Annotated in this window: 17 protein-coding genes; 6 read left to right on the top strand and 11 right to left on the bottom strand. The window is 70.4% G+C overall.

The features are described 5' to 3' along the window. The first annotated feature begins 9 nt into the window (after positions 1-9). Positions 10-1,647 (top strand): acetate--CoA ligase, encoded by a 1,638-nt coding sequence (locus BLU09_RS03425; protein WP_186817667.1) that lies wholly within the window; start codon positions 10-12, stop codon positions 1,645-1,647. 11 nt (positions 1,648-1,658) lie between these two features. On the opposite strand, the gene BLU09_RS03420 is transcribed toward BLU09_RS03425, so the two are convergent. From BLU09_RS03420 to BLU09_RS03400, 5 genes are all read right to left on the bottom strand, one after another. After that, positions 1,659-2,828, bottom strand: coding sequence for an acyl-CoA dehydrogenase family protein (locus tag BLU09_RS03420; protein WP_090485318.1), 1,170 nt, complete (start codon positions 2,826-2,828; stop codon positions 1,659-1,661). Positions 2,829-2,998: 170 nt separating this feature from the next. Next, positions 2,999-4,423, bottom strand: coding sequence for an NADP-dependent phosphogluconate dehydrogenase (gene gndA, locus BLU09_RS03415; protein WP_090485315.1), 1,425 nt, complete (start codon positions 4,421-4,423; stop codon positions 2,999-3,001). A gap of 37 nt (positions 4,424-4,460) precedes the next feature. After that, a complete protein-coding gene (pgl, locus tag BLU09_RS03410; protein ID WP_090485312.1) occupies positions 4,461-5,132 on the bottom strand; it encodes a 6-phosphogluconolactonase in 672 nt (223 codons plus the stop codon). Next, positions 5,129-6,673, bottom strand: a complete 1,545-nt coding sequence (gene zwf / locus BLU09_RS03405; RefSeq protein ID WP_090485309.1) for a glucose-6-phosphate dehydrogenase — start codon at positions 6,671-6,673, stop codon at positions 5,129-5,131. Before zwf ends, pgl begins: the two co-directional genes overlap by 4 nt. Positions 6,674-6,798: 125 nt before the next feature. Next, positions 6,799-7,698 carry an FkbM family methyltransferase gene (locus BLU09_RS03400; protein WP_090485306.1) on the bottom strand — a complete coding sequence of 300 codons (900 nt, stop codon included), beginning with the start codon at positions 7,696-7,698 and terminating at the stop codon, positions 6,799-6,801. A gap of 189 nt (positions 7,699-7,887) precedes the next feature. On the opposite strand from BLU09_RS03400, the gene BLU09_RS03395 reads away from it, so the two are divergent. Continuing rightward, on the top strand, positions 7,888-8,613 hold the full coding sequence (locus tag BLU09_RS03395) for a lysophospholipid acyltransferase family protein (RefSeq protein WP_090485303.1): 726 nt from the start codon (positions 7,888-7,890) through the stop codon (positions 8,611-8,613). A 152-nt stretch (positions 8,614-8,765) separates the two neighbouring features. Beyond that, the gene (locus BLU09_RS03390; RefSeq protein ID WP_167371018.1) at positions 8,766-11,480 is read left to right on the top strand and encodes a PQQ-dependent sugar dehydrogenase; all 2,715 of its coding nucleotides are present in this window, start codon (positions 8,766-8,768) and stop codon (positions 11,478-11,480) included. Here BLU09_RS03390 and BLU09_RS03385 read toward each other — a convergent pair. Together BLU09_RS03385 and BLU09_RS03380 are read right to left on the bottom strand one after the other, a co-directional pair. Further along, a complete protein-coding gene (locus BLU09_RS03385; RefSeq protein WP_143043101.1) occupies positions 11,466-11,663 on the bottom strand; it encodes a hypothetical protein in 198 nt (65 codons plus the stop codon). The genes BLU09_RS03390 and BLU09_RS03385 overlap by 15 nt on opposite strands. A 52-nt stretch (positions 11,664-11,715) precedes the next feature. Beyond that, positions 11,716-12,393: a hypothetical protein gene (locus BLU09_RS03380; protein WP_244171378.1), complete on the bottom strand. Its 678-nt coding sequence runs from the start codon at positions 12,391-12,393 to the stop codon at positions 11,716-11,718. Between the two features lie 235 nt (positions 12,394-12,628). Here BLU09_RS03380 and BLU09_RS03375 point away from each other — a divergent pair, with 235 nt between their 5' ends. Together BLU09_RS03375 and BLU09_RS03370 are read left to right on the top strand one after the other, a co-directional pair. Further along, positions 12,629-13,873, top strand: a complete 1,245-nt coding sequence (locus BLU09_RS03375; RefSeq protein ID WP_090485294.1) for an exonuclease SbcCD subunit D C-terminal domain-containing protein — start codon at positions 12,629-12,631, stop codon at positions 13,871-13,873. After that, on the top strand, positions 13,870-17,778 hold the full coding sequence (locus BLU09_RS03370) for an AAA family ATPase (RefSeq protein ID WP_090485292.1): 3,909 nt from the start codon (positions 13,870-13,872) through the stop codon (positions 17,776-17,778). The genes BLU09_RS03375 and BLU09_RS03370 overlap by 4 nt, the downstream gene beginning before the upstream one ends. A gap of 15 nt (positions 17,779-17,793) precedes the next feature. Here BLU09_RS03370 and BLU09_RS03365 read toward each other — a convergent pair whose 3' ends face one another. Next, the gene (locus tag BLU09_RS03365) at positions 17,794-18,717 is read right to left on the bottom strand and encodes a serine/threonine-protein kinase (RefSeq protein WP_090485289.1); all 924 of its coding nucleotides are present in this window, start codon (positions 18,715-18,717) and stop codon (positions 17,794-17,796) included. Between the two features lie 5 nt (positions 18,718-18,722). Continuing rightward, on the bottom strand, positions 18,723-19,550 hold the full coding sequence (locus BLU09_RS03360) for a TIGR02266 family protein (RefSeq protein WP_090485286.1): 828 nt from the start codon (positions 19,548-19,550) through the stop codon (positions 18,723-18,725). 216 nt (positions 19,551-19,766) lie between these two features. Between BLU09_RS03360 and cglD the strand changes: the two genes are divergently transcribed. Beyond that, positions 19,767-23,159, top strand: a complete 3,393-nt coding sequence (gene cglD, locus BLU09_RS03355) for an adventurous gliding motility lipoprotein CglD (RefSeq protein ID WP_090485282.1) — start codon at positions 19,767-19,769, stop codon at positions 23,157-23,159. A 116-nt stretch (positions 23,160-23,275) separates the two neighbouring features. On the opposite strand, the gene BLU09_RS03350 is transcribed toward cglD, so the two are convergent. After that, entirely contained in the window at positions 23,276-25,051 is a 1,776-nt protein-coding gene (locus BLU09_RS03350) for a M14 family metallopeptidase (RefSeq protein ID WP_090485279.1), read from the bottom strand. Positions 25,052-25,082: 31 nt separating this feature from the next. Then, on the bottom strand, positions 25,083-26,018 hold the full coding sequence (locus tag BLU09_RS03345; protein WP_090485276.1) for an MBL fold metallo-hydrolase: 936 nt from the start codon (positions 26,016-26,018) through the stop codon (positions 25,083-25,085). Between the last annotated feature and the right edge of the window lie 24 nt (positions 26,019-26,042).

Raw genomic sequence — 26,042 nt, 5'->3', positions numbered from 1 at the left:
TCGGCCACCATGCCCCTGTCACCCCCTCGGAACATGAAGGACTACGAGGCCACCCGCCGGGACTTTCGCTGGGAGCGGCCCGAGCACTTCAACTTCGCGGCCGACGTCATCGACCGGCACGCCGCCGAGCGCCCGGAGGCGCTGGCCCTGCTGTGGTCCGACGAAGCGGGGCAGACGCGGCGCTTCACATGGGAGGACTTGCGGCGGCGCTCGCTGCACGCGGCCCGCTTCCTGACGGAGCAGGGGCTTCGCCGGGGGGACCGGGTCTTCATCATGATGCCGCGCGTGCCGGAGTGGTGGTTCCTGGTGCTGGGCTGCATTCGCGCGGGCATCGTCTTCATGCCGGGCACGCCCATGCTCACGCCGAAGGACATCCGCTACCGGTTGGAGGTGGCGGAGGCCCAGGCGGTGATTGCGGACGTGAGCTGCCTGGAGCGCTTCGACGGCCTGGTGGGGACGGCGGGCAAGGTCCGCACCTGGGTGTCGGTGGGCGAGGGCGCGCCGTCGCCGTGGGGGCGCTACGTGTCCGGCGTCGCGGAGGCGGAGGCGGGCGCGGCCTTCGAGCCCTCGCGCGCGGATGCGCCGCTGCTCATCTACTTCACGTCTGGCACCACGGGCATGCCGAAGATGGTGCTGCACACGCAGGCCAGCTACGGGCAGGGGCACGTGATTACCGGCCGCTACTGGCTGGACCTGACGCCGGAGGACCGGCACCTGACGCTCAGCGACACCGGCTGGGCCAAGTGCGCATGGGGCAAGCTCTTCGGCCCGTGGAGCCAGGGCGCGTGCAACGTCGTCCATGACTTCCGTGGCCGCTTCGAGCCCGCGAAGCTGTTGAAGGTGTTGGAGACTCAGAAGGTCACCACCTTCTGCGCGCCGCCCACCGCGTGGCGGGCGCTGGTGCTCCAGGACTTGAAGGACTTCGACCTGTCCTCGCTGCGGCACACGGTGAGCGCGGGCGAGCCGCTCAATCCGGAAGTCATCGACACGTGGAAGGACGCCACCGGGCTGCACATCCATGAGGGCTACGGGCAGACGGAGACGGTGATGATTGTGGGCATGTTCCCCTCCATGGCGCCGCGCGTGGGCTCCATGGGCAAGCCATCCCCGGGCTTCACGGTGAGCGTCATCGACGACCAGGGCCAGGAGGTGGCGGACGGGCAGGAGGGGGACATCGCGGTGCGGGTGGCGCCCGAGCGGCCCGTGGGGTTGTTCCAGGGCTATCTCGGGGATGACGCGGCCAACGCGGCGTGCCGGCGTGGTGACTGGTACGTGACGGGAGACCGGGCCGTGCGCGACGCGGACGGCTACTTCTGGTTCGTGGGGCGCGCGGATGACGTCATCAAGACGTCGGGCTACCGCGTGGGGCCCTTCGAGGTGGAGTCCGCGCTGCTGGAGCACGACGCGGTGGCGGAGTCGGCCGTCATCGGCGTGCCGGACGAGAAGATTGGCCAGCGGGTGAAGGCCTTCGTGGTGCTGGCCCCGGGGCATACGGCATCCCCGGCGCTCGCGCAGGCGTTGCAGGAGCACGTGAAGCGGACGACGGCGCCCTACAAGTACCCGCGCGAAATCGAGTTCGTCACCGAGCTGCCCAAGACGGTGAGCGGGAAGATTCGCCGCGCGGAGCTGCGCACCCCGCGGACGTAGCGGGCGCGCCGTCAGGCTTCGAAGAGGACGGGGAAGCCCAGGAGCGCGCTGCCTTCCTGGGTGAACCAGCCCTCCGCCACGGCCGCGTGCTGGGTGAGGGTGTGGATGTCGCGGAAACGGCGCTGGAGCGATGCGCCATCGCGCACAGACGTGGCGCCGCCCGCGTGGTAGCAGGCCGTCACGACCTCGGCGGCTGTCTCCACGGCCCACGTCAGGGTGGAGGACACCTGCGGCGCGAGGGCGAAGGCCTTCACCGGGGACTGCTGGCAGGCATCCCAGAACACCTCACCCATGCGGCGGAGGGCGTCGTGAGCGGCGCGGGCGCCCGTCTCCGCGCGGCCCAGCCGGTTGCGGAACACAGGGGAGTCCACGAGCGAGGTGCGCGCATACAGCCGGCGCTTGCCCGAGCGGGCCAGGGTGAGCAGGTCGTCCACCGCGCCCTGGGCGATGCCCACCGCCACCGCGCCGATGTGCATGGCGTAGTGCAGCACCGGCACCACGAAGTTGGCGCCCGGCACGGAGGGCTGGCCGGTGAAGATGTCGAAGGTGCGTTGCTGGGGGACGAAGGCGTCGATGGCGATGTCGTGGCTGCCGGTGCCGCGCAGGCCGAGCACGTCCCAGTGCTCGATGATGCGGACCTCGTTGGCGGGGAGCAGCATGGCGCGCGTCTCGGGCATGCCCTCGGCGGGGCCAGGGCGGGGCTTGCCGTCTGGGCCAAGGACGACACAGTTGCCGAACAGCCATTCACTCTGGCGGCAGCCGGTGGCGAAGTTCCAGTGGCCGGTGACGCGGTAGCCGCCGTCCACCTGCACGGCCTTGCCCTGGGCATTGAAGGCGCCGCCCACGGTGGCATTGGGCCCGGCGGCGTAGATGGCATCGAACTCCTCGCGGAGGAGAAGGGCGAAGAGTTGGGGGCTCTCCGTGGCAATCATCATCGTCCAGGCGGTGGAGGCGTCCGCGCGGGCCAGCTCGGAGAGCACGTCCAGCCCGGTGACAAGATTCAGCTCCAGCCCGCCATGGCTGCGAGGGACAAGCATCCGGTAGACGCCGATGTCCTTCAGCGTGGCGATGAGGTCCAAGGGGAGCTGCCGTGCCTGCTCAATCTCCCCACTGCGAGCGGAGAGGGCAGGGGCCAACTCACGTACCGCATGCAGCAGGTCCGCTCCGGCATCCAGCGTCATGGTCGAGGCTCCGGAAAGAGAGCTTCAAAGATGCCTGATGCTCGATGTCTGTGAAAGGTGCAGTGCGCTAAGGGTTTCTGGTTCCGCGCGCCAGGGTATTCAGTGAGCAGGAATTGCCGTGTCCGCGGCCCGGGCGTCCGGCTGCGCGCCCGGGTCATGCAGGCCCCTTGCTACTTGCCCCACTCCGTGTGGACGAAGCCCGCTTCCGGTCTGTCCTTGCGCTGATAGGTGTGTGCGCCGAAGGCGTCACGCTGTGCCTGGGTGAGGTTCTGCGGCAGCTCCGCGGTGCGGTAGCTGTCCAGGTACGCCAGCGAGGAGCTGAACACCGGCACGGGGATGCCCACGCGCGTGGCGACGCCCACCACCTGCCGCCACGCGGGGGCCATGCGCTCCAACACCGGCGCGAAGGCGTCGGACACCATCAGGTTGGGCAGCGTCGGCTGCTGCAGGAAGGCCTCACGCAGGGGCGTGAGCAGCTTCGCGCGGATGATGCAGCCCCCCCGCCAGATGCGCGCCAGCTCCGCCAGGTTGATGTTCCACTGATACTCCTGGGACGCCGCCTGGATGAGCCGCATGCCCTGCGCATACGTCACCACCCGCGCCGCGTAGAGCGCGTCATGTGTCCACGCCGCCAGCTGCGCCCGCTCCTCCTTGCTGAGCTGCCCCACCGGGCCGTTCAGCTTCGGCGCGGCGGCCACGCGTTCGTCCTTCATGGAGGACAGGATGCGCGCGTCCAGTGACGCGGCGATGGAGGGAATCGGGACGCCCAAATCCAGCGCCACCTGCACCGTCCATTTGCCGGTGCCCTTCTGGCCCGCCTTGTCCAACACCAGGTCCACCAGCGGCTTGCCCGTCTCCGGGTCCTTCTGGCGCAGCACCTTGATGGTGGTCTCCAGCAGGAACGAGCCGGCGATGCCATGGTCCCACTGGGACAGCAGGTCCGCCAGCGCGTCCGCGTCCAGCCCGAGCCCGCGGCGCAGCACGTCGTACGTCTCCGCGAGCAACTGCATGTCCGCGTACTCGATGCCGTTGTGCACCATCTTCACGAAGTGCCCGGCGCCGTCCGCCCCCACATAGGTGACACACGGCCCCAGGTCCGTCATCGCGGCGATGGCTTCGAACACCGGACGCACCAGCTCGTACGCCGCGGGGGCACCGCCCGGCATGATGGAGGGGCCGTTGCGCGCGCCCTCCTCGCCGCCGGACACGCCGACGCCCAGGAAGTGGATGCCCTTGGCCTTGCACTGCTCCTCGCGGCGGCGCGTGTCCAGGAACCACGAGTTGCCGGCGTCCATGATGACGTCGCCTTCCGCCATCAGCGGCAGCAGGCGCTCCAGCATGGAGTCCACCGCCGCGCCCGCCGTCACCATCAGCAGCACCTTGCGCGGGCGCTCCAGCCGCTGAACGAAGGCCTCCAGGGACTCGGTGCCCCAGACCTCGGGGTGTCCGTGCTTGCGGTGCATCTCATCGATGCGCTCCGCATGCCTGTCCCACACGGCCACCCGGAAGCCGTGGTCCGCGATGTTGAGGGCGAGGCTCGCCCCCATGACGCCCATTCCCGCCACGCCGAACTGCGCGCCCGTTGCCTCACTCATCGTTGGTTCCTCCTGGAAGGTTCGCGACTGGGAGCCCTCATCGCCCGGCGGCGGCGGGGTCCAGCATCCACTCCGAATTCGTCACCCGGGCGGCGGGGAGGCTCAGGTCCCCCGCCAGCGCCCGGCGCACCGTGTCCTGCTTGCCCGCCCCCGATACGAGGGTCAGCACGTGCCGCGCGGACCGCAATACCGGCAGCGTCAACGTCATCCGCCAGGGCGGCGGCTTGGGCCCCACCACCGCCAGGACGCGCTGCTCGGATTCCTCGAGCGCGGGGTGGCCGGGGAAGAGGCTGGCCGTGTGCCCGTCCTCTCCCATGCCCAGCAGCACCACGTCCAGGGCAGCGGGCAGCTTCGCCGCGTAGTCCTTCGCGGCGGCGTCCCGGTCCTCGCGCTCACCCTCCATGCGGAACACCTGCGACGGCGACAGCCGAAGAGGACGCAGCAGCGTGTCCTCCACCATCCGGTAGTTGCTGTCCGCGTGGTCGGGCGGAACGAAGCGCTCGTCCACGAAGTAGACGTCCACGCGCTCCCAGGGAAGCACCTGCGCCGCCAGCGCCCGGTACGCGGGGCCCGGCGTGCTGCCGCCCGACAGGGCCAGGCTGACGCGACGCTGGGTGGCGAGCGTGTCCTGGAGCGCGCGTGCCATCCACACCGCGGCTTCCCGGGGCAGGGACTCGGTGGGCACGACGTGCGTGCGCGCGGCGCTCATAGTCCGGTCCACCGGCGGCCATCCCGGGCCAGCAGCGCGGCCGCGGCATCCGGGCCCGCGCTGCCACCGGGGTAGGCGTGCGCCGGTCCGCCCTCGCCGGACTCCAGGGCTTGGAGGATGGGCGTCACGAAGGTCCACGCCTGCTCCACGCTGTCCTGCCGGGCGTAGAGGGTGGCGTTGCCGCGCATGCAGTCCAGCAGCAGGCGCTCGTAGGCCTCGGGGACTGGCCGCTGGAAGGTCTCCTGGTAGTTGAAGTCCATGGTGACGCCCGCGATGTTGACATCCTCGCCGGGCACCTTGGATTCGAAGGAGAGCGCGATGCCTTCCTGGGGCTGGATGCGCAGCGTGAGCACGTTGGGCTGCAGCCGCTGGCAGGTGGCGCCTTCCCCGGAGAAGAGGCTGATGGGCACCGATTTGAAGTGGATGGACACCTCTGTCACGCGCCGCTTCAGCTTCTTGCCCGCGCGCAGATAGAAGGGCACGCCCGCCCAGCGCCAGTTGTCGATGTTCATCTTCATGGCGACGTAGGTCGGCGTGCGCGAGCCGGCCTTCACGCCCTTCTCCTGGAGGTAGCCCTCGTACTGGCCGGCCACCACCGCGCGGGACACCTCGCGGCCCTCCATCGGGCGCAGCGCGCGGATGACCTTGTTCTTCTCATCGCGGATGTCCTCGGCGCCGAAGGACACGGGCGGCTCCATTGCGCACAGCGCGAGCACCTGGAGCAGGTGGTTCTGCACCATGTCCCGGATGACGCCCGTCTCGTCGTAGAAGCCGCCGCGCCCCTCCACCCCCAGCGTCTCCGCCGCGGTGATTTCCACGTGGTCGATGTGTTGCCGGTTCCACAGCGGCTCGAAGATGGCGTTGGCGAAGCGGAAGACGAGGATGTTCTGGACGGTCTCCTTGCCCAGGTAGTGGTCGATGCGGAATATCTGCCGCTCGTCCAACACCGCCGCCAGCTCGCGGTTGAGCGCGCGGGCGCTCTCCAAATCGTGGCCGAAGGGCTTCTCGATGATGAGCCGCTGCCACGGGCGCGGGTCGGCCTGTTCCTGGCGCTTCAGCAACCCCGACTCCGTCAGGCCCTGGAAGATTTGGGGGAAGGTGGAGGCCGGGGTGGCCAGGTAATAGAACTGGTTGCCCTGGGTGCCGAACTTCTGGGCGACCCGGTCGAGCTCCTCGCGCAGGCGCACGAAGGACTTCGGGTCGTCATAGCCGCCGGAGATGAGCTCCAGGCGCGGGGCGAAGTCCTTCCAGACGGCCTCGTCCAGGGGCTGGGTGCGGGCGAACTTCAGCAGGGACGCCTTCACATGCTCGCGGAAGGCCTCGCTGTCTCCTTCGGAGCGGCTGAAGGCGACGACGGCGAAGTTCTCCGGCAGCAGGTGGTCTCGCGCCAACTCGAAGAGGGCCGGGAACAGCTTGCGCTGGGCCAGGTCTCCGGTGGCGCCGAACAACACCAGCGCGCACGGGTCGGGCCGCCGGGCGCGAACCAGCGGGTCTCCTTCTCGAGGATGGGTCTCGATATGCAGGCCCTGATGCGCGTCCATTCGCTGCCTCCCTCCGGGTTGGGTCCGGCGGGCACCTTACGCCTTCCGCGCAACCACCGGGCAAGGGAGAGTGCGGGCAGTGACGCCGGTCCGACACGTTGGGGAGCGCGCCTGCTCCGCGCCCTTCAAGGCAGGCAGAGCAACTGGTACCGCTGGGTGTCGTGCTGCTTCACTTCGCGCAGGTCGACACGGCACGCCTGTTCAATGTCTTCGAAAGGCGACACCCGACCCCACAGGCGGCGCAGGTGGCTCTGCTTCGCCTTGAAGTCGTCGGGGGACACGTAGGCGCGGATGTTCCGGTAGTGACCTTCCAGCACCTCGCAGACGCGGCGAGGGTCGGCTCGCGCATACTCACCCCGTCCGTGGACCTTGATGTAGAGGATGGGCTTGTCCGGACGTTCGAGCGTGGCCCTCATGCCGGCCAGCACGTCCAGCTCGAAGCCCTCCACGTCGACCTTCACGAAGTCCACGCGTGACAGGCCCTGCTTCTGGACGAAGCCGTCCACGGTGACGACCGGGACGGTGATACCCCCCGCGCCCTCTTCGGGAACGTGTCCGTTGAGGCCCGTGGCGAAGGTGATGACGCCTTCCTGCGAGCCCACCGCTGCCTGGATGGCCTGGCAGTTGCGCAGGTGGTTGTTCTGGAAGTTGGCGTTCAGCTCCGCGTAGTTCTCCGGCTCGGGCTCGAAGCTGAAGAGCTGTCCCAGCGGGCCGATGCGGCTGCGCAGGTACATGGACAGGTAGCCGATGTTGGCTCCCACGTCGAAGGCCACCATGCCCGGCCGCAGATGGGGGGCGATGAGCGGGAGGTCCGACAGGAAGTCGTCGCCCTGCAGGTACAGCAGCATGTGCGTCGTGCTGCGGTGGGCCTTCAATGTCAGGTCATAGCCAAACAGCCTGCGCTGGACCTCGAGCGGCTGCTGACCGTTCAGCTCCAGCAGCAACCGCGCCGTGCGCAGCTGGCTGAAGGGGACGAACGTGTGGGTGAGTCGGGCGGCTCGGAGCGCGGGGGCGATGGGACGCATGGGAGCACTCCCGCCTTTATGGCAGCGGCAGGTCCACGGGCAAGGAGCGGCGAATTGCCCTTGGGGGCTGGTCTCCATGGCGCCCCCCGGGCCGGTCGGCTGGATGGGAGGGGCGCGGCCGTGGGAATGCAGGACCGTCAGGAGGGGAGCGTGGGATGGGCCCGAAGGTGGTATGCCTGGGGCCTCGCCATGAAGTACGCCGTCACGCTCTGGTTCTGGGTCGTCTTCCTGCTCACCGCCCCGGTGCTGTTCACCCTGGGCGCGCTGCTGCTCGTCGTCACGTACCCGTTCGACCGGGACCGGCGGCTCTTGCATTCACTGGTCTGTCGTTGGTGCTACGGCCTGTGGCTGCACGCATCCCCGGGCTGGCGCACGCGAATCGAAGGCCGTGAGCGCATTCCGCCCGGGCCCTGTGTGATGGTGGTCAACCACCAGTCCGCGGCGGACATCCTCGCCGTCATGGGCCTGTTCCATCCCTACAAGTTCGTGGCGAAGGCGTCGCTGTTCTCGCTGCCCCTGGTGGGGTGGATGATGACGCTGCTGGCCTACGTGCCCATCGTCCGGGGCTCGTCCACCGCCATGAACCAGCTCCTGGACCCGTGCCGGCGCTGGCTTCGTCGTGGCATGCCGGTGCTCATCTTCCCGGAGGGGACGTACTCCAAGGGCGGGCAGTTGCTGCCCTTCAAGCGGGGCGCCTTCCAGCTCGCGCTGGAGGAGCATGTGCCGGTGGTGCCCGTGGTGGTGGAGGGCACGCCCGGGCTGCTGGACGGAGACGGCCCCTGGATGAGTCCCACCGCCTCCATCCGCGTGCGCGTGCTTCCCGCGCTGCCGCCGGAGTCCTTTGGTCCGGACTCGCAGGCGTTGGCCACGCAGGTTCGCACGCTGTTCGAGCAGACGTTGGCGAAGACGGGCTGAGTGGCCCCACGCACGCGCCTGTCCACGAGCAAGCCCACCCTGGTGCATCCAATGGGGGGCGGAAACACTGACACAATCCAATACAGGATGGGTGCGCCCTCGCGAACGTCTCATGCGTGCTGAGGGGGGACATCGCGCTATCCTCAACACACATGCGCTCTATTTTGATGTTACTTGGGTTGTTGGGGCTGTCTTCGCCCGCCTGGGCCGCGGTGCCCTCCGGCTTCGTGGAGACGCCCTTCACCTCCAATACCCTCACGCAGGCCACGGGGATGGCATGGGCGCCGGACGGTTCAGGCCGCCTGTTCATCACCCTCAAGACGGGCGAAATCCGGGTGGTGTCGCTGAAGGATGGCCAGCCTGAAACGCAGCCAGGGAACAGCACACTGGTGACACAGGTGTTCGCGACGGAGGAGCAGTTCGTCTACACCCATAGCGAGTGCGGCCTCATCGGTATCGCGTTCGACCCGAACTACGCGGTCAATCGCTACGTCTATTTCTTCGTCACCGTCTCCGCGTCGGAGCAGCAGATTGTCCGTTACACGGATGCGGACGGGAGGGGCACGGCGCGCACCGTCATCGTCAGCCGGCTGCCCACGCGGGGCGCGAACAATGACGGCGGCGCCATTGGCTTCGGCCCGGACGGAAAGCTCTACTGGGCCATTGGCGACCTGGGCAACGGCACGGGCGTCAATGCGGACCTGACGTCGATGGCGGCCAAGGTGAGCCGCGCGAACCCGGATGGCACGCCCGCCAGCGACAACCCCTTCAACGACGGCGTGGGGCCCAACAACGAGTACATCTGGGCGCGCGGCCTCCGCAATCCCTTCACCTTCACCTTCCAGCCCACCACGGGCCGGTTGTGGGTGAACAGCGCGGGCACCGACTACGAGCAGGTCTTCGTCGTCAGCCGCCGAAGCCATGCCGGCTACAGCGACTACGAGAACAACCAACCCAGCACCAACGACTTCATCACTCCCGTCGTCAAGTACCGCACCAACGGCGCCGACACCCGCAACCTCGCAGCGGGCGGCGCGATGCGCAGCAGCGGGGTGGCCACCTTCACCACCACCGGGAACCATGGCTTCCGCAAGGGTGAGCGGCTCACGCTCAGCGGTGTGGAGGATGCGAGCTTCAATGGCCTGTTGCGGGTGGCCAGCGTTCCCTCCCCCACGACCTTCACCGTGGCGCAGCCTTCGCTGCCAGACGCGGCGAGCAGCGGGGGAACGGCCACGACGCAGGAGCTCGGTGGCTCCATCACCGGTGGCACCTTCTACGACGCGACCCTGTTCGACGAGGCGTACCAGGACAACTTCTTCTTCGGGGACTTCAACACCGGTCAGCTGACGAGAGTCACCCTGGAAGAGGACCACTCGGTGGCCACGGTGGATGAATGGGCCACCGGCTTCACCTCGCAGGTGGACATGTCGGTGGGGCCGGACGGCGCGCTCTACACCATCGGCGCGTCGGGCGGCGTCCTGCGGCGCATCACGCCCGCGACGCCGGGACAGAAACTGGTGGTGTCCGGGCTACAGCCGCGCGTCGAGGAGGGCGGACGCGCTGCCTTCACCGTGCGCCTGGCCGAAGCGCCGGTCTCCGATGTCTCCGTGCAGGTCTCCCGGGCGCTGGGCGGCTCCGAGGACCTGAGCATCGTCAGCGGCGCGGCGCTTACCTTCACCGCGTCCAACTGGAGCGTTCCCCAGGTGGTGACGCTCACCGCGGCGGTGGATGAGGACACGACGCCGGATGTCGCCACCTTCATGGTCGTGGCGGACGGGCTGCGGGAGGTGGCGGTGGTGGCCACCAGCATCGACAACAACTCGCCGCGCCTGGTGCTGACCGAGTCGCAGGTGACGGTCGTGGAGGGCGGGACGGCGACCTTCGGCGTGTCGCTCTCGCAGCGGCCCCCGCGCAGCGTCACGGTGACCGTGGCGCGCACCCGCGGGGACGAGGACCTCACCGTCCAGTCCGGGGCGACGCTGAGCTTCACCACCTCCGACTGGAACACGCCCAAGGACGTCACCCTGACCGCCGCGCCGGACGCGGACGGCGAGGACGGCACGGCCATCATCACCGTGGCCGCCCCGGGCGTGGACGCACGTGCGGTGGAGGCCTTCGAGCAGGACACGACGCCCCTGCCGCCCGTCATCCTCTCCGAACCGGTGACCCGCGCGGTGGTGGGCAGTCCGTACCGGTATGCGGTGCAGGCGACGGCTCGGCCCGCGCCCACGTATGCGCTGGTGAGCACGGTGCCGGGCATGGGCATCGATGCCGCCACTGGCGTCATCACCTGGGAGCCCACCGAGACGGGCACGGTGGAGGTCTCCGTGCGCGTGAGCAACGGCGCCGCGCCGGACGCCGTGCAGGACTTCACCATCACGGTGAGCCCGGACGCGCCGCCCACCGCCATCCTCACGCGTCCCGAGGACGGTGAGCGCGTGTCCGGCACCACGGCGGAGTTCTACGGCGACTGCCACGACGACGTGGGCTGCACGCACGCGGAGTTCTACGTGGACGACGTGCTGCGCTACACCGACGAGCGGACCGAAAGCCCCTACTCCTACGGCGGCGAGCCCAGCCGCTGGGACACCACGGGCCTGACGCCGGGCTGGCACCGCGTCCGCTTCGTCGTGGTGGACTCGACGGGGCAGCAGGGCTCCGCCGAAGCGACGGTGTGCGTGGGGGATCTCCCCTGTGCGCCGCCGTCGTCGGATGGGGGGACGGATGCCGGAACCGACGCGGGCACCGAGCCTCCGCCTCCCAACGAGCCGGGCGGCTGCAACTGCAACGCGATGCCGCTGGCGCCGTTGGCCTGGGGCTCGCTTGCGTGGCTCGTGCTCCAGCGGCGGCGGTCACGTCGCAGCTGAGCGCGCCTGGCTGCTCTTGCGCGCGCGGCCCTGCTCGGACACCTCGTGCAGGGCACCCTTGAGCAGAAGCGCTGGCGTCATCATGGACTCCAGCGCTTCGACGCTGTCGGGCCTGCCGAGCGTCACCGCCTGACGCCGCTCGTCCTCGAGGGTGACGTTCCCGAAGCGGCGGCAAATCATCATGAGCGGATGCCGCACGCGCGGGGCCCGCGGCGTGTCAGCAGGGTCTCCCGCTTCAGGACGGGGTGCCTTCCTGTCCGGTGCCCTCCGACCGCCACTGGGTATGGCCGCGCGTGCCCTGCACGGCGTCGGCCAGCTCACGCACGGGCGTCAGCAAGCCGTACAACTCGACGGAGGTGCATGGGACTTCGTTTATCACCTCCGCCGACAGGACGCCGTTCTCGATGGAGAAGGCCTCGAAGGCGAGGGCCAGGTTCAGCAGGGGGCGCCGCATGCCCGCGCTGAGGAGGATGGCGCGGGCCTGAGGGGTGACGTTCTTCAGGTCCAGCACGGCGTCGAGGCCGGCATCGCCAATTTGCTCGTCCTGTACGCCGAACAGCTTGAGGAACTTGTCGCCCAGCCCCTCGGGCCGGATGACGACCTCGCGCGGAAAGTCGTCGCCGAGCTCGTGCCGGATGATGGTGGCGATGCGGTACGCCTTCTCCTGGTGGCGGTACTCGGTCTCCAGGGTGAGCGGACGCCCGGCGTAGCTGCCCTCCATCTTCAAGGTCCCCGCGGAGTACATGAACCTGCCGGGCGTCGGCATGAAGGACCAGCCACGGGTGGTCGCGAAGTCCTGCCAGACCTGGATTTGCTGCTTCCAGCGGCGCCAGCGGAAGTAGCCAACGATGCTCGAGACGCCGACGCCCGCCCCGAGGATGCCGGCGAAGATGCCAATTTGTAGCCCGGTCATTCCCGCGAGCATCTCCGCTCGGAGCGTATTGGCCAACCCCCTCCGTGCGTGAGGGCCTCCAGAGGGGACGTGGCGGGGCGTCTTCTCCTGAACGGCCAGGAATTACAGGAACTTGCGCGCATGTCAGGGTGAGGGAGTAAGGGAGCAGGCGCCCGCCGCTTGGAGCGGGCAGCCCCTCTGTTGGAGGCTGCCCGCTGGCCAGAGCGCCACGGGAAAGAGGGAGGGTGGACGCCTGATGCGCCTGCTGCACACGTCGGACTGGCACCTGGGACACACGCTGTACGACGTCTCGCGGGATGCGGAGCACGCGGCCTTCCTGGCCTGGCTGCTGGAGACCCTGGAGGCGCAGGCCGTGGACGCGCTGCTGGTGGCCGGGGACATCTTCGACACGGCGAACCCCAGCGCGGAGGCGCAGGCGGCCTGGTACCAGTTCGTCGCGAAGGCTCGGCGGCGGATGCCCCGGCTGGACGTGGTGGTGATTGGCGGGAACCACGACTCCGCGGCGCGGCTGGACGCGCCGGACCCGCTGTTCGCGGCGCTGGGCGTGCACGTGGTGGGCGGACTGCCGCGGACCCGAGGCGCCATGGACCAGGAGCGGCTGCTGGTGCCGCTACACGACGCGAAGGGCCGGGTGGGGGCGTGGGTGGCGGCGGTGCCGTACCTGCGTCCCTCGGACCTGCCGCCCGTGCCCGGGGACATGGGAGACCGGCTGGTGGAGGGGGTGCGCGCGGTGTACGCGGAGGTGCTGGCCGCGGCGCGGCGCAGGCGTCAGGCGGGACAAGCGCTGGTGGCCATGGGGCACTGCTACATGACGGGCACGGAGCTGTCCGCGTTGAGCGAGCGGAAGATTCTCGGCGGCAACCAGCACGCGCTGCCCGTGGACCTGTTCCCGGACGACGTGGTCTACGCGGCGCTGGGGCATCTGCACAAGGCCCAGCGGGTGGGTGGACGCGAGGGGGTGCGTTACAGCGGCTCGCCGTTGCCCCTGTCGCTGTCGGAGGCGGGCTACCGGCATCAGGTGCTGCTGGTGGAGCTGGAAGGCGACGCGCTGCGCGAGGTGCAATCCCTGCCCGTGCCCCGGACCACGGACATGGTGCGCGTGCCTTCGCGGGACGCGGCGCCCCTGGACGCGGTGCTGACGCAACTGGAGGGCTTGCCGGCGCACGACGCGGACACGCTGGAGTGGCGGCGGCCCTACCTGGAGGTGTGCGTGTCGTTGCCCCGGCCGGAGCCCGCGCTGCGTCAGAAGGTGGAGAAGGTGCTGGAGGGGAAGGCGGCGCGGCTGGTGAAGCTGACGCCCGCCTATACCGGGACGGGCGGCGCGCTGGCGGAGGTGCAGCCGGGTCTCTCCCTGAAGGAACGCACGCCCGAGGATGTCTTCCGCGCGCGTTACGCCCGTGACTTCGAGGAGCCACCCGCACTGGCGCTGCTGGAGGCCTTCCATACGTTGCTGACCGACGTGCAGGAGGAGTCGCCGTGAAGGTGCTCGCGATTCGCGGTTCCAACCTGACGAGCTTCGCGGGGGACTTCGCGCTAGAGCTGGACCAGCCGCCGTTGGACCGGCTGGGCCTGTTCGCGATTACCGGCGCCACGGGTGCGGGCAAGAGCACGTTGCTGGATGCCCTGTGTCTGGCGCTGTTCGACCGCACGCCCCGGCTGGGGGGACGCGGCGGCGCGCCGGTGGGCCGCGCGGACGAGGACGAGGACGCGCGGCTGTCCGCCTACGACGTGCGCGGCATGCTGCGCCGGGGCGCGGGCGAGGGCTACGCGGAGGTGGACTTCCTGGGCAAGGACGGGCGGCGCTACCGGGCGCGCTGGTCCGTGTGGCGCGCGCGCAACCGCGCCGAGGGACGCTTCCGGCCCCAGGAAATGCAGTTGATGGACGTGGTCACCGGGCAGCTCACGGGCCGGACCAAGGGCGAGGTGCTGGCCGCCATCCAGGAGCGGCTGGGGTTGTCGTTCGACCAGTTCCGTCGCTCGGCGCTGCTGGCGCAGGGCGAGTTCGCGGCCTTCCTCAAGGCGGATGCCAGCGAGCGCGCGGAGCTGCTGGAGCGGATGACGGGCACGGAGGTGTACAGCCGCTTGTCCATGGCCGCGCATGAGAAGAACAAGGCGGAGCAGGAGTCGCTGGCGAAGCGGGCGCAGGGATTGGCGGCGATTGCCCTGATGCCAGAGGCGGAGCGCGCGGCGGCGGCGGCGGCGCACGGTGCGGAGTCCCGGGCGCGTCAGGCGGTGGAGGCGCTGCTCAAGGACGCGGAGGGCGCGGCGGCGTGGCATGTCGCGCGGGCGGGGCTGCGGGAGGCGGAGCTCGCGGCGGAGGCGAAGGCGCAGGCGGCCAGGACGGCCCTGGAGGAGGCGGCGCCGCGCGCGGCACGGCTGGAGGCGGTCCGCGAGGCGGAGGCCTTCCGGGGGCCGGTGGCGGCGGCGGAGGCCGCGGAGCGCCGGTGGGCGGAGGCGGAGGCGGCGCAGGTGGCGCGGGCGTCGGAGGTGGAGGCGGCGCTGTCGGAGGTCTCGGCGCGGCGGGTGGGGCAGCTGGAGGCGGAGACCGCGCGCGCCGCGGCGCAGGAGCGGGAGGTGGCGACGCGTCCCGCGCTGGAGGAGGCGGCGCGACTGGATGCGCGGCTGGAGGGTGTCTCCCGGGAGGCGCGTGAGGCGCGGGCGCGGGCGGAGACGTCCCAGGCGGCGCTGGCGGAGGCGAAGGCGGAGCTGGATGCCGTGCTCGTGCGCGAGGCCGAGGCACGGGACAAGGGGGAGGCCGCGAGGCACTGGCTGACGGAGAAGGCGCACTGGGTCGCGCTCACGAGCGAGTGGCCGCGCTGGCATCGCGAGCTGGAACGCTACGAGGGGGCGCAGGGCGAGCGGCGCAAGGCGGGTGAGGAGTCCGGACGGCTGCTCGGTGAGGTGGAGGGACTGCGCGAGACGGTGGGCCTTCGGCGGGGGGAGCGGGATGCCGCGGTCCGTGCGGAGGAGATGGCCCTGGCCGCGGCGACGCATGCCGAGGCGGCCGTGGGGACGGAGACGGGCGCGCAGCGGCGGGCGCAGCGTGAACGCCTGTTGGCGCGGCAGGAGGCCGTGCGGGTCTTGAAGACGGCTCACGAGGGGCTCGTCGCGGATGAGGCCGAGGCTCGCGAGGCGGGCACGGAGGTGAAGGCGGCGAAGGCGGAGGTCGAGGCCGCGACGGCGGAAGTGCGCGCGGCGGAGACCCGGCGGACGCAGGGGGAAGCCGCGCTCAAGGAGGCGCAGCGCTCGCTGTCGCTGGCGCAGGCGACGCAGGGCTATGCGTCCCACCGTGCCTTGCTGAAGGACGGTGAGGCGTGCCCGTTGTGTGGCGCGGAAGAGCACCCCTACGCGCGCGAGGTGTCCGCGCTCGAGGGGCTGGTCGCGGAAGCCGCTTCGCGTGTGGAGACGCTGGAGACGGAGCGGACCGCGGCCACCCAGGCGGAGGTGGCGGCGAGCGCTCGGCGCGCGGCGGCGAATGCGCGCGCCGGACAGGCGGAGGCGCGCAGGCAGTCCGCGGAGGCCCGCGCGGAGGCGCACGGTGAGGCCTGGCGGAAGGGGCGTGCCTCGTGGCTGGAGTCCATTCGGGAAGAGGGCGTGGAAGTGTCCTCCCGTACCACCTCCGTGCCGGAGTCTGATGGCAGCGCTCGAATGTCCAGTGTGGACGGGGGCGCCGAGGCTGCGCGGTCGTCGGCGCGAGCCGGAGGCGCTGACGCGTCGCCACCGGCCGCAGGGGGCTCGCCCGAGGCGGGAGCGTGGCTCGACGCGGCGCGTGCCGAGGTCGCGGAGCGGCTGGCGGCGCTGAAGGCCGACGAGCAGGCCGACGAGTCACTGGCCCGCACCGCGCGAGAGGCCCGCGCGGCGCTGGAGACGCAGCGCACGCGGCGCGAGGTGGCGGCGGAGTCGCTGCGCCGGGCGGAGGAGGCGCTGTCGCGCGCGGAGTCGGTGCTCAAGGACGTCCATGCCCGGCTCGAGACCGCGGAGCAGACGTTGCGGCAGGTGCTCGCGGAGGTGTCACCCGTCTTCACCGCGGACGTGGGCTGGGAGCGGAAGCTGGAGGAGGACCCGGCCACCTTCCGCCGCAAGTGTGGAGAGCGGGTGGTGATGTGGAAGGGGAAGGAGGAGGCCCGCCTGAAGGCGGAGGAGCGCGAGGCCGAGGAGCAGCGTCATCGCGCCCGGGCGCAGGGATTGGTGGAGGTGAGCACCCGCCACGCCGAGGAACATCAGGCCTTCGCCGTGCGCAAGGAGCAGGAGCGCGGCGAGCTGACCCGCGCACGCGCGGCCCTGCTGCACGGCCGTCCCACGGCGGAGGTCCGCGCCGAGCTCCAGGCACGGCTGGAGGCCACGGAGTCGGCCTTCGAGCAGGCACGTGAGCGCGCCGAGGCGGCGCGTCAGGCGGCGCAGGTCGCCACCGCGCGTGCCGAGGATGCCGTGCGCGCCAGGACGGAGGCGCTGGCCCTGCGTGAGTCGGAAGGCGCCGCGCTGACAACGCTGCTCGCCGCGCGTGGGACCACGCTGGAGGCGGTGCGGACGCTGCTGGCCTTCGACGCGGCCTGGCGTGAAGCAGAGGCTCGCGCATTGTCGGCCCTGCGCGAGGCGCTCGCCCAGGCGACCGCCGTGCTGGCGGAGCGAAGCGAGCGTCGCGCGCGGCACGAGGACTCAGGACCTCCGGCGCTCTCCGAGCAGGACGCGGGCGCCGAATGCGAGCGGCTGCGCGCGGAGGTCGAGGCCCGTCGTCATGCCGAGGCCGCGCTGCACGCGCGCCTGGAGGCGGACGACACGGCGCGGGCGCGGCACGGCACCGAGGCCGCGGCCCTGGAGGAGGGCCGCCGCGCGGCGGAGGTGTGGAAGGTGTTGGGCGACCTCATCGGCTCGCACGATGGCAAGCGCTTCAAGGTCTTCGCCCAGAGCCTCACGCTGGACGCCTTGCTGCTGCACGCCAACGCGCACCTGCGGGAGCTCGCGCGGCGCTACCGGCTGATGCGCGTGCCCGGACACGACCTGGACCTCCAAATCGTGGACGGGGACATGGGCGACGAGGTCCGCAGCGTGGCCAGCCTGTCCGGCGGTGAGAGCTTCCTGGTGTCCCTGGCGCTCGCGTTGGGGCTGGCGTCCCTTTCGTCGGAGACGACGCAAGTGGAGACGCTCTTCATCGACGAGGGCTTCGGCACGCTGGACCCGGAGACGCTGGAGGTGGCCCTGGCCACGCTGGACGCGCTCCAGGCCACGGGCCGGCAGGTGGGCATCATCTCGCACGTCAGCGGCATGGCGGAGCGCATCGGCGTGCAGGTGCGCGTGGTGAAGCAGGGCGGCGGGCGCAGCCGGCTGGTGGTGGAGGGCGACCCGGGCATGGTGCCTCCTTCCATGGGACAGCAGGAGGTGGCGTAGCGACCCCTGGCGGGCTCAGGTCTCCATCAGTCCGCGCACCACCGCGGCCACGGCCAGGGGCGTGGCCACGCGGTCATCGCTCAGCGGCGCCAGGGCCCGGGCGAACTGCTCCGCGGAGCCGAAGCGCTGCGAAGGGACGGGCGCCAGCGCGCGATCCAACACCAGCGCCAGCGCGTCGGGGACGCCGGGCACACGCATGCGCACGGGCGTCACCCGGCCGCCGCGGATGGAGGACTCCACCTGCTCCTCCGGGCCGGAAGGGAAGGGCGACTCCAGCGCCAGCAGCTCGTAGAGCAGCACCGCCGTCGCCCACAGGTCCACCGCCACGGACACGTCGCCCGCGAGCAGCTCCGGGGAGCGGTAGTGCTGCTTGCCCAGCCGCCGGGTGTCCTGCACCGCGCCCGCGCGGGAGCGCGCCACGCCGAAGTCCGCCAGCTTCACCTCACCGGTGCGGGACAGCAGCACGTTGTGCGGGGACACGTCGCAGTGCACCACGCCCAGGGGGCGGCCCGTGGTGCTGACGGCATGGTGCGCGTGCGACAGGGCCTCCAGCACCTGCCGGACGATGAGCACGGAGATGTCGATGGGCAGCTCGATGCGGCGGCGGCGGCACCGCGCCAGCACGCGGCCCAGGTCGGGGCCTTCCACCAGCTCCAGCGCCAGGTAGCCACCGTCCGGCAGCTCGCCGTACTCCACGAAGCCGACGATGTACGGGTGGCGCAGGCAGCGGGCGAGCTCGGCTTCGTGCAGGAGCTGCTCGTGGGCCTCCGCGTCTCTCAGTCGCTCGGGACGCACGCGCTTGAGGGCCACCTGCGCTCCGGCATGTGGGCCCTGCTGCATCCGCGCGAGAAACACCTCCGCCATGCCGCCGCGTCCCAGCCGGGACATCAACTGGAAGCGGCCATGGTCGCGAGGCCAGATTTCCCGCACGTTCTCCATCACGTTCAGCCCACGCCACCCGCGAGGCTCGCCAGGTAGTCGTCCAGCGTCTGGGAGAAGGTGGCGTCGTCGTTGAGGAACGCCAGTCCCACGCCGCCCGTGTACGGGTCGTCCACCACGTGGACCACCACCGCGTCGCCCTGCAAGCGTTCGCCGTTGGGCAGCTTCACGTCCACGGTGACGACGCTGTCGGGGAGGGGCCGGTGCGCGGTGCGCACGAAGAGGCCGCCATTGGAGATGTTGAGGGCGTGCTCACGCACGAAGTCCAACTCGGTCCGGAACTCCATTTCCAGCTTCACGGCGAAGCGGCGACCGCGACGCTGAGGCCCCTCCGGCGGACGGACGAGCACCTGGTGCGGCTGGTTGCTGGGGGAGGGAGCGGGCGCCTCCATGGGCTTCGGGCTCGGTTGAGGCACGGAGGCCGCGGCGCCACCCACGGTGGGCCCCGCGGGACGCACGCTGCTGACGGGCAGCGTGGTCAGGTGCTGCTGAAGCACCCGCGCCGCGGCGGAGCATTCGTCTCCCCGGAAGGGGGTGCCGCCCCCGAAGGCCGCCGCGCGAAAGGCATCTCGCTCCGCCTTGGGCAGACGCCACAGCTCCACGAACGTGCCGCCGCTGCGCTTCGCGTCCTCCGCGAGCCGCTCCACGGCGGAGCGTGGATAGCCTGGAGCCTCCACCTTCAATTCAATGCCTGCTTCCTCGGGGCGCAGGGCCACCACGAGCTGGAGTGACTGCGCGGAGGTGAGCACCTCGCCAATCCCTTCCACCCAGGCCGCCACGCGCTCCGGGGGAGCCGAGCCATTCCACAATGCCGCAAGACCGAAGACGGGCACGGGTGCGACGATAGCCGAGCCCTCTCAACCCGCGAACCCCGTTTACCAACAGCCTGGGCACAATCCAGCCACGTCACTGGACTGGGATCATCCAGACCCCGACTCCGAGTTGCCCCAGGGGAACAGGTACTCGGAAACTCCCGCGTTGTTCTCTATTATGGAAGTCTGCTTCGACTCACCCCCCACTTGGAGTCGGAGTCATTGGAGTCAAAGACGATGCGCAACTCCCTGATGCGGTATTTCACCTGCGCGTTGCTGGCAGCGTCGTTGCTGACTGGCTGCGGCGGTGGGAAAGACCCTGACCCCAATCCACAACCGAACACCGATGCTGGCCCCGGTGGCGACGGGGACGGCGGTACGGATGCCGGCCCGCTTGAAGAAGACGCGGGCGTGATTCCGGATCCGGACCCTGACCCGGGTGAGGTGCCCACGGATATCGATGACCCTGACAACTCGACGAAGGACTCCGACTGTGACGGCCTGACGGACGCGGAGGAGTTCGCGACCATCTATCCCGGCGGCGCGAAGACGAACCCCGGCCTGCGTGACACGGATGGCGACGGCATCCGCGACGGCGTGGAGGTGGGCCGCACCTCGAGCCCCGACCCCCGCTGCAACTTCCCCGGTGACCAGGACACGACCACGCGCACCTCGCCGGTGCTGGCGGACACGGACGGCGACGGCATCCCGGACGGCCTGGAGGACCTCAACCGCAACGGCCGGAGGGACCCGGGCGAGACGGACCCGAACGCCATCGACTCGGATGCTGACGGCCTGTCGGACGGTGCGGAGGACGCCAACCGCAACGGCGTGGTGAGCCCCGGTGAGACGGACCCGCGCAAGCGCGACACGGATGGCGACGGCCTGGATGACGGCCTGGAGTCGCGCACCGGCACCAACCCGCTCGCCCCGGATTCGGACGGCGACACCTGCAGCGACGGTGACGAGGACATCAACCGCAACGGCATCGTGGACGGCAACGAGACGGACCCGCGCGTGGCGGACTGCGCCGCGTCGATTCCGGACGCCGACTTCGACGGCATCCCGGACTCGGTGGAGGTTGCGACGGGCACGGACCCGAACAACGCCGACACGGACGGTGACGGCATCCAGGACGGTGTCGAGGACAAGAACCGCAACGGCCGCGTGGACGCCGGTGAGACGGACCCCCGCCTGGCGGACACCGACTGCGACGGTCTCCAGGACGGCCCGGGCCGCAATGGCTTCCGCGGTGAGGACACCAACGGTAACGGCCGCGTGGACCCGGGCGAGACGGACCCGACCAACCCCGACACGGACGGTGACGGCCTGCTGGACGGCCTGGAGCTGGGTGTGACGACGGCGCAGGCGCCGCGTCAGAACTGTGGCTACGTGGGCGACGCGGACCCGACGACCACCACGTCCCCGACGAACCCCGACAGCGACGGTGACGGCATCCAGGACGGCGCGGAGGACGCCAACCAGAACGGGCGCGTGGACGAGGGCGAGCTGAACCCGAACGACTCCGCCGACGGCGCGGCTGGGACGCCGGCGGGCCAGGCCTGCCGCACGTCCAACCTGCGCACCGTCACCTTCAAGGAAGAGAACGGCGCGGACCTGCGGCTGGCGCTGCCCTCCACCTTCACGGACGCCAACCTGCGCACCATCCGCGATGGCAACAACGCGGTGGGCATCATCGGCTGGGACGCCACCAAGCAGGTGACGCTGATTGCGTACAAGCGCGGCCGCGTGGGCACGTCGTCCAACCCCACGAACGACGAGGCGGGCATCCGCTCCGCGTCGTTCAACTCCGCCACGCGTGACTTCCAGCAGACCTTCACCACCTGGGACGGCTACGCCGCGCTGTCGGCGCGCTACGCCCTGTCGGGTAGCGCGGACCTGAAGACGTTCACCAACACCCTGACCCGCTCGCTGGTGCCCGGAAGCACGGGAGAGCTGACGGGAACGGCCGGCATCACCGGGCCCTTCACCATGCAGGCGCAGTACGTGCACCGCTCCGACCAGAGCGTGGTGGTGGTGATGGCCATCACCCCGACGTCTCGTTACAACGAGGCGGGCAGCCTCTTCACGACGGCGGACACGGCGGGTGGCTCGGCGCTGGCGCAGTTCGGTGACGCGGACGCGGTGCAGTGCGAGAAGTTCACCGTGCGGCAGGCGGTGGTGGACTTCCTCTTCGTGGTGGACGACAGCGGCTCCATGGCCTCGTCGCAGCAGTCGCTGGCCAACGCGGCCTCGGCCGTGGCGGCCAAGCTGGCCAACGCGACGCTGGATTACCGCCTGGCGATGGTGAGCACCACCTATACCTATGGCAGTGGTTCGAACTCGGGGCTGCTGCGTGGCTTCACGCAGAACATCAACCAGTTCCGGGCGTGGCTGACGCAGAACAGCACCTGCGGCAACAACGGCCAGTGCACCACCGTCACCATCCCCACGGGGACCCAGCCCACCACCTGTTCGTCCAACGCGCAGTGCTGGGTGGGGCAGAGCGGAAACGGCACGGAGCGTCCGCTGGATGCGGCTCGCGCCGTCATCAACCTGCTGGGCTCCTCCGGTGGCACGACGGAGACGCGCTTCCGCACGGGCGCCAAGGTCGTGGTCGTCATCCTGACGGACACGCGGGACCAGTCCACCGACAGCATCGACACCTACACCCAGTACTTCCTGGGCACGGGCAACACCTCGGGGACGAACCGCAACCCCCTGAACCAGCCCATCGACGTGCACGGCATCCTCTGCCCGCACGAGAACGCCACCAGCGACACCAGCACCTGGTGCCAGACCCAGGAAGACCCCCGGAACCCGCGGCACCTGGACATCATCCAGGCCACCGGCGGCGTGTACGGCAGCATCCGGGACTCGAACGCCATCACCACCACCATCAACGCCATCATCGATAGCGTCATCGCGTCGGTGGGTTACCGGACGCAGAAGCCGCCCATCGGCGCCTCGCTGAAGGTGGCCATGGACGCGGTGACGAACATGTCGCAGTGCCCCACGCCGGGAGACCTGCCACGCAGCCGCACTCACGGCTTCGACGTGGACGGCATCAGCCGCGCGGTGTCCTTCTACGGCGGGTGCCGCCCGCAGAACGCGGGGACCACCCAGGCGGCGCTGTCCTACCGCTACTGGACGGACCGCACGACGAACCCGAACGGCATCCCCGCGCCGTGCGCGGCGGACCCGTACCACGACCCGAACGACCCGGACTTCTGCGAAGGCAAGCTGACGTGCAACCGCACCACGGACCAGTGCGAGTGCCCGGCGGACTGCGGCGGCGGCGGTGACCCGGGCCAGGTGTGCAACACGGACCCCGCGGTGTGCGCCTTCACCTGCGCGCCGGACTGCGGCGGCACGTGCGGCACGTACGAGACGTGCAACACGGACACCTGCTCGTGCTCGTGCGTCCAGTCGGCCACCTGCGCGCCGGGCTTCAAGTTCGACTCGAACGCGTGCGGCTGCGTGTGTGACACGGCCGCGCTGAACTGCGGTGACCGGTACCAGGCGGACCCCAACACGTGCGCCTGTGCCTGTAAGTCGGACTGCGGCGGCTGCGGTCCGAACGCGGTCTGCAACCAGAGCTACTGCGCCTGCGAAGGCATCATCGGCTGATGATGCGGAAGCGCTCCGGCCTTCGTTGAAGAAGGAGGCCGGAGTCAGCAGGGCTGAATGAAAAACGCCCCGGGGCCTGCTGGCTCCGGGGCGTCTTCATTTCATGGCCAGACTTCCTATGGCTTCGCCGGCTTCCCCGCCGCCAGCCCCTGGGGCGCGGCCTGGATGCGCAGCACGGGGTAGACGCGGAGCTGGACGTCGCGGGCCGGGTGGCGCTCATAGAAGAAGCGCAGGCGGGCGCGCGCGTCCTTGGCGAAGGCCGGGTCCTTCAGCTTCGCTTCCCACTCCGCCTTCACCGAAGCGTCCTTCGCGAGCAGCTCCCGCGCGAAGGGCTCCAGCACGTAGTCCTCCACGTACTCCTTCTGCTCGAAGTGGGCGTTGAAGAAGCCCCAGGACAGCAGCGAGTCCGGCCCGGTGGGCTCAAACAGGTGCGCCACCAGCTCCACGCCCTCCTGCGCCACCGGCACGTACAGCGTGCCCGCGGGGAGGGCCTGTGACTGTGGCTCCCACGCGCCCTTCACGTTGAGCGTCTGCCGGTTCTCCACGGACTGGATGCTCCACTTCGCCTCGGTGGCGCGGAAGCGCTCCACCGCCGCGCTGGCCACGGGCTTGGAGAGGCGCTGCGAGCGCAGGCCGTGCGTGGCCAGCTTCGCCTCCACCCAGGCGGCGTGCGCGGGCGGCACCAGGTAGCCCCCCGCGGGCAGCGGGGCGGTGAGCGCGGGCTGAATCTCCTCGAAGTAGGGCACCTTCCAGACCTGGGGCTTCGTGTCGTCGTAGCGAATCCACGTCTGGCCAGACACGTCGGAGGCGCCCCGCTCATAGGCGTAGCCCCGGAAGTCGATGGTCCGCTGCTGCTCCGTGTTCTTCCACGCGAGCACCACCTCGCGCGTCTTGCCGGCCGCGTCCGTCGCGTCCGCTGCCTTCACCGCCGCGCGCAGGGCGGCGCCGTCACGAGCCACCAGCCGCAGCAGGCTGGCCACGACATGCCGCGTGGCCTTCACGCGCTCCGCATAGGGCTTCCACGAGTGCGTCTCCACCAGCACGCCGAAGCGGCGGTGCGCGGCCCAGTAGGCATGGCTGAAGCGCGGCGGCGGCACGCCGTAGGCGAAGCCGGAGCTGGGGTCATCGTCCTCGATGAAGGACGGGTAGAAGGGCACGGGCAGGTGCTGCTGGGACTCCAGCTCGGTGAAGAGCTCCTCGCGCAGCTTCACGCCCAGCTCGCGCAGCGCGGCCGGTCCGGACTTCTGCGGCTCGATGCCCACGGACACGTCATGCTCGAACTTGGCGCCGTTGGTGGCGTGCAGGTCGGCGTAGACGAGCGGGTCCCACGCGTGGAGGTACTTCAGCAGGGCCACCATCTCCGGGGCCTCCGCCTTGGCGTAGTCGCGGTTGAGGTTGAGGTTCTGCGCGGTGGCGCGCCAGCCCATCTCCTCGGGGCCATTCTGGTTGGGACGGTGGTTGGGGCCGAAGCGCTCATGGCCGTCCACGTTGAAGACGGGGACGAAGACGGCGGTGACGCGCTTGAGGACGCCGGGCTGCTCCTTCCCGGCGAGCAGGTCGCGCAGCAGCCAGAAGCCAGCGTCCTTGCCGTCAATCTCACCGGAGTGGATGCCGCCCTGGAAGAAGACGACGGGGCGCTGCTTGCGCGCCGCGGCGGCGGGCGTGAGGGTGCCATCCGCGCTGGCGACGAGCGCGAGCAGCGGCCGGCCTTCCGGCGTGGTGCCAATCGTGTCGCAGCGGACCTTGCCTGGGAATGCCTTGGGGAAGGCGCGGCAGAGGGACTCCACTTCCGAGTAGCGGCCCGTGCGCGTCCAGCCGCTCTGTTCGGAGACGGTGGTGAGGGACGACGGTGCCTGATGCAGCGTCATGGCGAGGAGGGTGGGCAGGAGCATGCCCTTCCCACAACATAGCCCCTGGTGGGTTTCAACCGTGGCGCACGGTGAGTGTTCCACCTACCGGCAGCACTTCGACGCGCTCACGCGCCAGGCCCCGCCGGGTCCACTCCGCGTCCAGGCGGCGGGGCGGCTCGTCGAGCGGCTCGTCGGTGAGCTTGAAGGTGCCCCAGTGCATGGCCAGGAAGCGCGCGGCGCCCAGGTCCTCGAAGGCCTGCACGGCTTCCTCGGGGTTCATGTGCTGACGGCGCATGAACCAGGCCGGGTCATACGCGCCAATGGGCAGCATCGCGGCGTCGATGCCCGGGTAGCGCAGGCCAATCTCCTTGAAGCCCTCGAAGTAGGCGGTGTCGCCGGAGTGGAAGACGCGGGCGCTGGAGCCTTCGATGACGAAGCCACCCCAGAGCATCTCGTTGACGTCGTTGAGGCCGCGCCGGCTCCAGTGCTGCGAGGGGACGAAGTGCACCGTGACGGCGCCCACCTGCGTGGAGCGCCACCAGTCCAGCTCCGTGACGCCCAGGCCCGAGCCCCGGAACACCGGCGCATGGCCCAGGCCGGTGACGATGGGCGCGCCCACCTTCTCCAACGTGGGCAGGTCCAGGTGGTCGTAGTGGTTGTGGGAGACGAGGCTGGCGGTGATGGGCGGCAGCTTCTCCATGGGGACGCCGGGCGGGACGTTGCGCCGGATGACGCCGCTGATGGTGTCGCGCAGCACCGGGTCGATGAGCAGCGACAGTCCGTCCAACTGCACGAGCCAGCTCGCATGCCCCAGCCACGTCAGCCGCGCGCCTTCTCCCGTCGCGGGCGGCGTGGCGAGCAGCGCGAGGTCGGGCTTCACGCGGGGGACCTCGGCGCGGGCTGGGGCCTTGCGGCGGCGGCCGGCGAGCTTGTCGGCCACGGCCCACTTGAAGATGCTGCTGAACGGCTGCGGCCCGCTGCCATCGAGGTTCTTGAACCGCAAGGCCATGTGCTCGCTCCCTCGTCTGGCGGG

Origin of the sequence: Myxococcus virescens (genome assembly GCF_900101905.1) — a bacterium.
GTDB classification, from domain to species: domain Bacteria; phylum Myxococcota; class Myxococcia; order Myxococcales; family Myxococcaceae; genus Myxococcus; species Myxococcus virescens.
This window is presented reverse-complemented; position numbering and strand designations above follow the sequence as displayed.